10 protein-coding genes are annotated in these 11,671 nt (G+C 38.6%); 1 reads left to right on the forward strand and 9 read right to left on the reverse strand.

Features of this window, described 5'->3' with window-relative positions:
- Positions 1-23: 23 nt before the first annotated feature.
- The 5 genes from GXK58_RS19475 to GXK58_RS19495 all read right to left on the reverse strand — a co-directional run bounded on the left by GXK58_RS19475 (position 24) and on the right by GXK58_RS19495 (position 5,227).
- The gene (locus tag GXK58_RS19475; RefSeq protein ID WP_160724848.1) at positions 24-1,085 is read right to left on the reverse strand and encodes an ABC transporter substrate-binding protein; all 1,062 of its coding nucleotides are present in this window, start codon (positions 1,083-1,085) and stop codon (positions 24-26) included.
- A gap of 53 nt (positions 1,086-1,138) precedes the next feature.
- A complete protein-coding gene (locus GXK58_RS19480) occupies positions 1,139-2,179 on the reverse strand; it encodes an ABC transporter ATP-binding protein (protein WP_160724849.1) in 1,041 nt (346 codons plus the stop codon).
- Positions 2,180-2,221: 42 nt separating this feature from the next.
- On the reverse strand, positions 2,222-3,001 hold the full coding sequence (locus GXK58_RS19485) for an ABC transporter permease (protein WP_160724850.1): 780 nt from the start codon (positions 2,999-3,001) through the stop codon (positions 2,222-2,224).
- Entirely contained in the window at positions 2,994-3,830 is an 837-nt protein-coding gene (locus GXK58_RS19490) for an ABC transporter permease (RefSeq protein ID WP_160724851.1), read from the reverse strand. The genes GXK58_RS19485 and GXK58_RS19490 overlap by 8 nt, the downstream gene beginning before the upstream one ends.
- A 689-nt stretch (positions 3,831-4,519) precedes the next feature.
- Positions 4,520-5,227, reverse strand: a complete 708-nt coding sequence (locus GXK58_RS19495) for a hypothetical protein (protein ID WP_160724852.1) — start codon at positions 5,225-5,227, stop codon at positions 4,520-4,522.
- Positions 5,228-5,473: 246 nt separating this feature from the next.
- On the opposite strand from GXK58_RS19495, the gene GXK58_RS19500 reads away from it, so the two are divergent.
- Positions 5,474-6,355, forward strand: a complete 882-nt coding sequence (locus GXK58_RS19500) for a YsnF/AvaK domain-containing protein (RefSeq protein ID WP_160724853.1) — start codon at positions 5,474-5,476, stop codon at positions 6,353-6,355.
- 173 nt (positions 6,356-6,528) lie between these two features.
- Here the strand turns inward: GXK58_RS19500 and GXK58_RS19505 are convergent, their stop codons facing one another.
- The 4 genes from GXK58_RS19505 to GXK58_RS19520 all read right to left on the reverse strand — a co-directional run bounded on the left by GXK58_RS19505 (position 6,529) and on the right by GXK58_RS19520 (position 11,616).
- Positions 6,529-7,425 carry a phosphatidylinositol-specific phospholipase C/glycerophosphodiester phosphodiesterase family protein gene (locus tag GXK58_RS19505; RefSeq protein WP_160724854.1) on the reverse strand — a complete coding sequence of 299 codons (897 nt, stop codon included), beginning with the start codon at positions 7,423-7,425 and terminating at the stop codon, positions 6,529-6,531.
- Positions 7,426-7,565: 140 nt separating this feature from the next.
- On the reverse strand, positions 7,566-8,468 hold the full coding sequence (locus tag GXK58_RS19510; protein WP_160724855.1) for an AEC family transporter: 903 nt from the start codon (positions 8,466-8,468) through the stop codon (positions 7,566-7,568).
- 248 nt (positions 8,469-8,716) lie between these two features.
- Positions 8,717-10,429: an NAD-dependent malic enzyme gene (locus GXK58_RS19515; RefSeq protein WP_160724856.1), complete on the reverse strand. Its 1,713-nt coding sequence runs from the start codon at positions 10,427-10,429 to the stop codon at positions 8,717-8,719.
- 218 nt (positions 10,430-10,647) lie between these two features.
- Positions 10,648-11,616: a 2-keto-3-deoxygluconate permease gene (locus GXK58_RS19520; protein WP_160724857.1), complete on the reverse strand. Its 969-nt coding sequence runs from the start codon at positions 11,614-11,616 to the stop codon at positions 10,648-10,650.
- Positions 11,617-11,671: the final 55 nt, after the last annotated feature.

The following is an 11,671-nucleotide window of genomic DNA, read 5'->3' on the forward strand; positions in this document are numbered from 1 at the left end:
TCAGCCTTCTCCCTAACACCTTTTTATTTATTCAAAATCCGATTCCATTGATTAATCCAAGACGCAAGGTTTTTATTTACAAGGTTTGAATCCACCTTATTTGTGCGCTTTGCAACATCACCATAAGTTTTATTTTTAGCTGTTTCCTCGTTAAGTACTACGTTTTTATTGGTTGGAGCCTCATTTAAAGATACTGCCGTTTTTTCTTGAACCTCTTGGCTTAATCTCCAGTTAATATATTTATAAGCTAGGTCTTTATTTTTAGAGTTTTTGTTAATGTTGATTGTATTAAAGTTTGCATATGTTCCGGATGCTGGAACTACATAGGCAACATCTGGATTGGACTCCGTAATAATCGGAACCGCAAAGTCGCCGACAACAGCAGCAGCTATTTCTCCTGATTGGAACATATTCGCTAAATCAGAAGATTTGCTATATGTCTTTACCACGTTTGGAGCTAAATCAGTGATTCCTTCAAAAGCCGTTTTCCCATTAACCGTTTTGGCTTCCGCATTCTTGTGACTGTTTGCTACATAAAGCATCGCTGGTCCGAATGTGGTCGCAATATCAGGAATGGAGACTTTCCCTTTTAATGAAGGACTCCACAGATCATCCCATTCCTTGATTTCTTTGCCTGCTGTCTTTTTATTATAGACAATCCCGATACTATTTAACGTGTATGCTGGGCCAGATCCATCTGCAGCTAATTCTTTTGCGCTATCGATTAAGTTTTCCATGTTAGGAACTTTTGATGTGTCAACTTTTTCAAACAAACCTGCTGATACACCGTCAGCCGCATTTGATTGAGATAATTCGATAACATCCACAGTTGAGTTTGGATTACTTTTTAATTTTGTTAATCGCTCAGAGCTTGTACCTGTTTCTAACACAATATCGACATTGTATTTTTTTTCAAACGGTTTGAAGACATCCTCTTGCATTTTATCTTCTTCCAAACCGAAAGTGGAAATGACCAAAGTTTTTGGTTTTTCCTTACTTGCCGTTTTGTCACCGCCGCCTCCGCATGCAGCCAATACACTAGCAGTTACTAAAGTTAGACTCACTAATCCTAATTTCTTTTTCATTTTTTCTATCCCCTTTTCATAGTTGTCTCGTACTTATTTATGATGATTTGCTATTAAACTATAATTAATTTGTGAGCTGGAATAGATAACGAAACCGTGTCACCTACTTGGTAAATTACATCATCTGCTTTATTTGCTAGTAATGTTCCAATCTGGGTTTCCACTTCGTACTGGTAGGACTTCCCGAGAAAGGTTCGGACTTTGACCTTACCAGACACCTTATTATTCGAATTGGATACATGGCTTGCTGCAATCTCTATATCATCCGGACGAATCGTGCCTGTCCGTTTCCCTTGATCATATTTTCCGGTACTTTCAAAAATTGTTCCATCGACCGCTCTATACTTCCTATCTTCTGTCAGCGTTAACTCAAAAAAGTTCTCGAATCCGATAAAGCGAGCAACAAATTCTGTTTTAGGATTTTTATAAATTTCCTCAGGTGTATCGAATTGTTCAATTACACCTTTATTCATTACAGCTACCCTGTCCGAAATGGAGAAACATTCCTCTTGATCGTGAGTAACAAACACGGATGTAATTCCTAATTGGCTTTGAATCCGTTTAATCTCAATCCTCATCGCCAAGCGCAATTTAGCATCCAGGTTACTCAATGGTTCATCTAATAATAATAATTTCGGTTCGATGACTAAGGCACGTGCTAGAGCTACACGCTGCCGCTGTCCGCCGGAAAGCTGTTTAGGATAGCGGTCCCCAAGGTCCTCTAAGCCGGTAATCGCTAAGATATCTTCTACTCGTTTATTAATAGAGGCCTTTTTTTCCTTACGTAGTTTCAAACCGAATGCAACATTTTCCTTAATCGTTAGATGGGGAAACAGCGCATAGCTTTGGAATACCATTCCAAATTCACGTTTATGAACAGGCACCTTTATTAAATTTTGATTGTCGACAAGGAACTCACCATCATTTGGCTCAATTAGGCCAGCAATGACACGCAAAGTCGTGGTTTTTCCACAGCCTGATGGTCCTAACAAGGAAACCAATTCTCCCTTTTCTATTGATAAATTTAAATCTTTTAAGATATTGGTTTTGTTATCATAACTGACACGAATATCTTTTAATTCAACATAGGACATTGTGCGGTTCTACCTCCTTCGATGTAAACATCTTTTAAGTTCCTATGAAATACTTGCTAAGCCCAATGTCTTCTCAATAATAAACATCAGAATAATCGTACCAAGCATTAAAATGACCGATAAAGCTGAAACAGATGGATCGTAGTTGTATTCGATATAATTCATTAAGCTCGTTGGCAGCATCGTTATACCAGGCCCTGATAAAAACTGCGATACTGGTATATTGTTAAAGGAATTAATAAATGCCAGCATGAAGGAAGCAAAAATTCCCGAAGTAATGTTTGGCAATACCACTTTGATAAATGATTGGAGCTTTGTGCAGCCTAACGTCCATGAAACTTCTTCTATTGAAAAATCTAACTGTTCAATCGTAGAACCTACGACACGAATGACATAAGGGAGGCAAATTAGGAAATGACCTAATAGCAATCCTTGAATGATTGGGAATTGAAACTTAATTACAATAAATTGATACATCGCATAGCCCACGACCAATCCAGGTACGATCGTTGGTGAAAGGAAAAAGCTCTTTATCCAATTTCGTCCGAACACCTCGTGACGTGCCAAGGAATAAGCGGCTGGAACACCAATGACTAATGCCAAGAGAGTCGCAATAAAGGCTACTTTTAAACTAAGTGAAAAGCTGTCCATAAAGGATTCATTCGTAAATACCTTGCTGTACCATTCTAAGGTAAAACCTTTGATTGGAAATTGAATGGTAGGATTGGTTCCAAAAGAGGTCACGATGATAATAAGCAAAGGGACTAATAGAAATGCAAACACTAGGATTGCAAAGATTTTCAAACCGATATTTTTACGCACTCACTTCACCTCTTTTATCCAAGCGGCCGGCAACCACATTGAATAATTTCATCACGATTAATGTGGCCACAATCATAATCAGGGCAATGACACTTGCACCCTGCCAGTTTCCTAACGCCGTTGCATTTTGATATAAGAAGGTGGCTAGCATGATGTTTCTGTTCCCGCCTAATAATTGCGGGGTTGTATAGGCTGTCATGCTCCCTGTGAAAACCAAAATGCTGCCCACAATAATTCCAGGCACACTTAAGGGCAATATAACCTTCACAAACGCAATCAACCGATTGGCCCCTAACGTTTCTGCAGCTTCCATAATTTCAGAATCAATGTTTTCTAGTATTCCCACTAACGTAATGACCATTAAAGGAAGGAATAGATACACAGAGCCAATAATAATGGCGAATTCTGTATAAAGTAAGGTAAGCGGTTTTGAAATTAGGCCAATAGCTAGTAAGGCATGATTAACAATACCGTCTTGTCCCAAAATGGTGATCCAGGCGAAACTCCGTACCACTGAATTCGTTAGTAACGGAAACAATGTAATCGACATTAACAAGCCTCGCCACTTTTTGGGACTTTGCGAAATATAGTAGGCAGTCGGAACTCCAACGACTACACAAATTAGTGTGGCAATCAGTGAAACCTTGATCGTCCGCCAAAAGATACCAAAGTTATACTCATCCAAGAAGAACGCAGTATAGTTTGAAAAAGTGATTCCTCCGTTAAAGAACGTTGGAAAAATAATGGAGATAAGGGGTAACACCAAGAATAAAATCAAAAGTATTAATCCTGGAGCCAATATGAGATAAGGGATTCTTCGCTGCGTCATATCTGGCCTCACTTTCCAAGTCAAAAAAATAGGTTGAAATGATGTTGAACATCATTTAATGTCCGCTTCTTTCTCTTACATTTAAGATTATACGTAATAAAATTTCATTTGGCAATACAAAAACCGAATATTAATACAAAACATCAATTTAATGTTCGTGAAAAAGCTCAATTACCTATCTTATTAGTTTATTAATGTTTATGGAACGAAGATAACACGAACGTTAGGATACCGAAGTAATTTATTTTTGTAAAATATGCCCTATAAAGGTATTTTTCGGTTTTGTTCAGAAGAAGTAAATGATTCCATCTTAATAAAGGAATGAATCCAAGAATTGATGCAAGTCAATTTAAAAGTGAACAATAAAAAACCACTCCATTAATGAAAGTGGTTTAATGCGGATAAATGACAAAGTAGTGGATCCTGCCGACAAATTAAGATGGAATATTTGTCGATATCATCTCAAAATTTGTAGATATTTCCCGGGAATTTGCAGAAAATAAGAAATTAAGATCTTCGAATATGGAGGAGTCAGGAAACCGTGGTTTTAGGAGAGGATCCTTTCATATGTCAGTAATTTTCTTTCTTCATGCAGCTGCAGATCACTGGTCAATCATATTAAAGTCTCTCATTCCAATTTAGGTGGTCTTAGTCTTTCCATATTGGCGATATATGCAGGCATAACCATCCTACTTTCGAAATAACGAGAAAAACCATTCCCATTTCCCTTTAGGAATTTGTATCTTTTCCTCTAAACGTTTATTAAATTCATTTTGTGAAAGCCACTCTTTTTGCTGTTCATCGCGCAAATTATGTAATTCCTGTTGTAAGAATTCAGTTATCTCTCTTTCTTGATCCAGCATGGTTTCATAATATGCTTTTTGTTGTTCTGTTAATTTTTCAATTTTAGAATGCGTTTTTTGCGCTGAATTTCCAATACTGGAACTAATCACATGATGATCTTGCTGGAGTCGGGAAACCGTTACCTTAAGCTCCGACATATCGTTTTTCAGTTGGACATTCATCTCTCGCGAGGCTGCCAGTTCATTGACCACAAACATTAAAATTTCTTTTAATTGATTGGGATCTTGTGGCAGCCTTTCATATGTATCGGGTATGGCAATCTCTTGTTCATTAGATGTTTCTAACCTTTCCTTTTGTTGATACGCAAGGTCTTTAGCAGTATCGTCCAAGGGTTTCTCTGTATCGCGCAGCGCTATAAGCGATTCGATGTCAGATTGTACAAAAATACGCCGATCGCCATCTTTTAAAAACTCATATCCATTCCGCTCTAAGATTTGACCATACTTACGAACAGTCGGTGTTGCGATCCCCACTTCTTCTGCTACTTCCTTTGAAGAAAAAGCTCGTTCATTCGGTTGTATATCACGTCGCATATCGCACCTCCTTTTCTTTTAAATATGAGGGTTTTTGGCTTAATTTACAAGAGCTATATCGACCACCGATACAAAAAAAAATGGGTCAATTATCCCCTTCTGTTGTAGTGGGTAACAGAAAAACTCCCCTCTGATTTGTTCTTTACTTCTTAATAATCGGAAAAAGTTTGTTTCCGCTGTTGCTTTGCCGGGTAAGTATAGTTTGTAAGCTTATAAGCTAACAAAAGGGAAATGGAGGCAATAACTATGAGTAAAACAGTATTAGGAGTTTATAATTCCAGTGATGAAGTGGTTCAGGCCATAGAGGAATTCCAGAACCAAGGATATTCTGTGAAAGACTTGTCGATTATTGCTAATACAACAGATGTCCCTTCCTCTATCGAAGAGGAAACAGGCGTGGCTTCTCGGGAGATAAGCGCTACAAGGGAGCCCGAAACAGAAGAGCGCCCTGGGTTCTTGGCAAGCCTGTTTACCCCATTTGAGGATCGTATGTATCAAAATGATGGCGGCGGCGGATCTACCTACTATGATCATTTGATGGCCCAGGGTATCAGTGAAGCAGATGCGTTAAAATACGAAGAGGATATCAATTCCGGAATGATTCTTCTTCTTGGTGAAAGAGGATTCGAGAACGCAAACGGTGCAGACGGTTTCTCCACTGGGACGATTGCTCGCGGCCAAACAGGGCTTGAGGATACTCTCGACACAGATACAGAGCGCTCACTAAAGCTTCGCGGAGAACAGCTCGATGTTAATAAACACCGTGTTCAGACAGGCGAGGTAGAGGTTACAAAGGATGTCGTTGAAGAACAGGAAACAATAAATGTTCCTGTAGAACATGAAGAAGTTTATGTAGAGAGACGTACAGTCGACAATAATGATGCAGATACAACCACACCAATAGGTGATGATGAAACCATTCATGTGCCAATTGTCGAGGAAAAAGTAGAAGTGACGAAGAAACCGGTCGTTACGGAGGAACTAGTGATTGGCAAAAAGAAAGTTACGGAAACCCAACAGGTTACGGATAATGTGAAACGCGAGGAAGCAAGAGTGAAAAAAGAAGGCGATGCTTCGGTTAATGAAACTAATATCGATAGTAATCGTGTCGACCGTGATAGATTCTAAATAGTAAATATTTGAGTGACCTTGTAACAAAAATGCTCATCCCTTTGCTAAGTAGAGCAAAGGATGAGCATTTTTCTATTTGTTGCACATTAGAACCCAGACTTTATATGTTAATTACCCATGCCGTCCATGTCTGCATGCATCCTTGCTCTCTTATGAACCTTTATTATTTATTAAGGAGCAATAAATTTCTTGCCATCGTAATATAGATAGTCCGTATAGATACCAATCCCTTTTTCCAGATAAGCTGCAGCGTCTTTAGGCTTATTAATTGTATGCGTATAAATAATAATATTGTTTTCATGCAGAGTTTCCTGCAGTTCCACTGTTAATCGAAAAGGAAGTCCATTCACAGCTGTAACATGGTGACTTACACAGAATTCCGCAAGCTCCTTTGGGGTCGGAATGTTATCGTTCGTATGTTTATATAATGTATAGATAATATATTTAAAGCGATGATAAGAGTTAATATAACTTAGCATGGGCTGACTATAAATTTGCGGAATAATACGATCTAGTAATTTGGGGTCCACTTTTTTTGTCTCACGTACTAGATACGAAAAGGTCTTACGAATAGCCTCTTCATCAGTTTCTTTTGTGTCTGTTACAAAGTAAATGTCTGGATATTTCCTCATTAGTTTCAGGAGTTGTTTCCATGAAACTGGATGGTATTGTCCGTGAATCTTTAGTGACATTACTTGGTCAAAGGTTAGGGGATCCTCATCCATCGTGCCGGCAGGGACATTTTGGCCTAACCAGCCATAATGAACAAGTGTCCAGTCATGACGTGCGACTAAATAATTGTCAGAAGTCATATTCAAGTCTACTTCAAATACGCGAAATCCACGTTTATAATTATATTTAAAGGCTTCAAAGGAATTTGTCACATAATATCCATCTATCCAACCAAGACCGTGAATAACTGGAGGTAAATCAGCTAGTACAGATTTTTCTGCAGTTTTTTCTCCATTTTCTTTCGCTCCTGCATTTTTGTTCAATGTTTCTTTTCCAAAACCAGTCATCGTTAAAATAATAGACATAATAAGTGCAGTTTTTATGATATTTTTCATAAAAATAATTTTCCCTATATATCTATAGTTCATTAATATTTATGGGTTTTATTTTTGGTATTTTTTATAAATAATTCACTTTTTATTGATAGAGCTACTGTACCCACTTATCTCTTTTCACTGTATAGAGTGGATGATTTTTATCCTAAAAAATAGAGTGTGATTGGAATGGACACTAGACTAATTAAAGTGGTTACTAAAGTAATATACGAAACTAAATTCGGCTTCGTATTAAATTGAACCGCCAGAAGTGTCGTATTAGCGGCAATTGGCATGGCAGCTAACAGAATAAAAACATTTTTAACTAGATGACTTACAGGCATAAAGCTGACCAATGCAGCAATCAAAAGAGGAGAAACGATCAATCGAACGAATGTAATGGTGTTCACATATTTAAATTCGAATTTCTGTGTTTTAATTTCAGCTAATTGCATCCCCAACAGCAGCGTAACCGTTGGAATCGAGGCTGATCCAATTAAACGGACGCCATCAATAATTGTTGGCGGTAAATTTACATGTGAAAGCTGAAATAATAGACCGAGGATTACACCATATAGAACTGGCATTTTCACTACATTTAGGAGCGCACCTTTAACAGTAGTCGACTTTTCACTGCCATAAGAGGCGATAAAAATTCCAATTGTGTTAATTAATAAAGATTGTATTACCATCGTAACTATCGCATAATCAAATGCTTGAGTTCCGAATGCAAACAAGGCAACTGGAGCACCATAGTTTCCCATATTGGGAAATGCGGTTCCCAGTAGCATGGCAGACAGACTTGTTCGATCAGCCTTTAATACTTTCCCTAGAACAAAGGTAATAACCACTAATACAATAATGAGTAAAATATTAAACAAAAACATATAAACATAATCTTTATTTAATTTGTTCGTATAGAAGGTATTGAATGTTAAAAAAGGCATCATAAGATAAAGTGCCATCGTTGAGATCGATTTAACATTCAGTTTAAGTAACTTTTGTCCGAGAAAGCCTGTTCCAAAGATAAGGAATACAGGTAATACGATTAAAATAAACTGCACAGCTATTGCCCCTTCCAAAAAATTGTTGCTATCAATCTTTGAAACACCTTTAAATAAAAAATGATATTTATATAGTAACACCTTCAGACTATTAAGTTAATTGAAAAAGAACAGATCCATAATCAATGGTATTAATATAAATGGATGGGCTCCATTAAATCTAATTAAACACAAAATGCCTGTCACTGCCTGGTATACCGAAACTTTGATCCATTACCAGGAGGACAGGCATTCTATTCAATTATTTATCATGCATAGGAATGAATGTTTGTCCAAATTCCTACGCTCTTTATTTCCTTATACTCAGGCATCCACATAGCCTCTTCAATAGCCGTCTCAACATCTTGGATATCCGCTCTTGCAATTCCTTCGTGGATTGCAGCATTGACTACTTCAATAGCTACGTATTTTGAGACTTCATGAAGTTTTTCAATGGATGGCAGCAGAGATGCCCCTGTTGTGCTGAGGTCACACATACTTGCAACTGCATATGCAGCAGCTGCAAACATTCCTTTTGAGATTACTTCAGCTTTTGCAACAATCGTTCCTAGACCCAGTCCTGGGAATATAAATGCGTTATTTGACTGCCCAATTTCATAGGAAACACCTTGGTATTCCACATTGGGAAACGGGCTGCCAGTTGCAATAAGAGCCTTGCCATCTGTCCATTTCATCAGATTTTCCGGCACCGCTTCAGTCAATGCAGTCGGGTTGGACAAAGGTAAGATGATCGGGCGCTCAACATGCTTGGCCATTTCTTTCACAATTTCCTCCGTGAAAGCACCGGCTTGTCCGGAAGTACCGATCAGGATGGTCGGCTTCACCTTCTGAACGACTTCCATTAATGAAATGATTCCATCCTCATTCATATCCCAGTCCTTTACTTCTTCCGCCTTTCTTACATATGGTTTCTGGAAGTTAAAGACACCTGGTGTTTCATCCGTTAGCAGCCCCCGATAGTCAATCGCCCAGAAACGGTCATAGGCTTCTTCCCTGGTCAGCCCCTCAAGAACCATAGCATCTGTGATTTGGTCGGCTATACCGAGACCGCCAGCCCCTGGTCCGAAGACAACAATACGCTGCTCCTTCAGATTAGCTCCTGTTATTTTCATCCCAGACATCACAGCAGCAAGGGTAACTGCCCCTGTTCCCTGGATGTCATCATTGAAGGTAAGCATTTTGTCACCGTACTTATCCAAGATTTTACGCGCATTTACGTTGCCAAGGTCCTCCCAGTGAATAAGCACCTCTGGAAAGAACTTTTTTGCAGCAGAAACAAATAAATCAATGAACTGGTCATATCTCTCACCGCGGACACGGGCGAATTTGTTGCCAATATAGAGAGGATCGGCAACCAATGCCTGATTGTTCGTACCAACATCCAACACGATTGGCAGAACACGGCTTGGATCAATACCAGCTGCCGCTGTGTATACGGCAAGTTTACCAATCGCAATATTAATACCGCCTACCCCTTGGTCCCCAATACCCAAAATGCTTTCAGAATCGGTAACGACGATTAAATCAATGCCATTAGGCTGTCCAAGATTATTGAATGCTTTTTCAATGCCCTCAGGGTCATCAATGGAAAGATATAATCCTCCGGGGCGGTGATAGGTATGGGAGTAAGTCTGGATCGCATCACCGACAGTAGGAGTATAGATGATTGGGAGCATTTCTGCTAAGTGGTCCTTTAAAAGACGGTAAAACAAAACGACATTGCGGTTATACAAATCATTAAGCAGCCCATTTTTAAATAGATTCGTAGTTCGCATCAGATATTGCTCATAGGTCCTATTTGCTTGTTCATCAAGGGTGAGCACACGAGGAGGCAGCAGACCGTCAAGTCCAAGGTCTTCCCTTTCCTCTTTCGTAAAGGCTGTTCCTTTATTTAAAAAAGGATTTGAGAGAACTTCTTTTCCTTTTAATGTTGTAATAATCACATTCTCAAGTTCATTCACGGTGTTTCCTTCTTTCTATATTAAAATAGCTATTTCGTACAATACTAGAACAACATAGATTTCTACCTATCTATGTTAATAACATTTTCCTTATCACAATAGGTTTTTTAATTTAATGACCCTTTTTTGTAATTAAACAAAGCAGACAGGAAAAACCTCTGACTACTTTGTTTAATCTTCTACTTATTCAGTGTTTATAAAATTTACGTTGCTCTTTGTCAGGCTGCCCTTGCCATTGATTGTTTGGCTTTTTTCTTTTGGGACCTTTTAAATACATAGCTCACAATAATCGGACAGACGATAGCAGATATGACACATGCAGCTGCAACTTGAGCAGTAGCTGAAGATGCTACTGCAGCTAACGTTGGATCTGCTGCCGCCACAACAGCTGGTGTAGCTACCGCATTACCAGCAGTAGACCCTGTTGCTAAACCAACGATAGGGTTTTCTTTAAATAACTTTAATAGGAAGTAAGCTCCAATTCCAGTGAAGGCAGCGATTAATCCAAGTAATATCCCAGGACCCCCGGCTTTTACAATCGTTGAAAGATTCATTCCGGCACCTAATGGGAAGGAGAAGAATGGGATTAATAGTAATTTACTGCTTCCAAGGAACTTTCTCATGTCGGAATCAATATTTCCTAAAATCATTCCGATTACAATTGGAATTAATACTCCTAGAAGTGTTTGAAAAGGAATGGTGGCAAGACCCGATGCACCTAATGCCACTAATGTGAAAAATGGACCATCTTTTAAAGAAAATAACGCATATGCGCCTACATCTGTTTCGTCACCATACGATGAAGCAAGGGATGCATATAACCCGCCATTCGCATTTAACAGCGCTGCGAGGATGGCTAATGGTGTTAATCCTAGTATTCCAGCAGGCCCAAAAATCGCTGCTACAGCTAAACCAATACCGGCACCTACAATAAATTTTCCTGTTAATAGAATGGCACCTTTTTTTAATGCCTTTGGTGCTAATTTGAAATTAATTTGTGAACCAATCAAAAACATAAAACAGGCCAAAATGGTTGATGAGGCTTCTTTACTGAATAAGGCTGTTGTAAAACTGCCAATTTGTAATACTTGCGGAAAAAATGTATTCGTTAGTACTCCTAAAAAAAGTGGAACAACCATAAGACCACCTGGAATTTTATCAAGCGTTTTCTTAATTGGAATTTGCATTTTTTTATCCTCCTCTGTCTTACTATGTGTCTATCATATTCCCAGATAAACCGTT

Origin of the sequence: Bacillus sp. USDA818B3_A, assembly GCF_009928415.1 — a bacterium.
Lineage (GTDB): Bacteria > Bacillota > Bacilli > Bacillales > Cytobacillaceae > Neobacillus.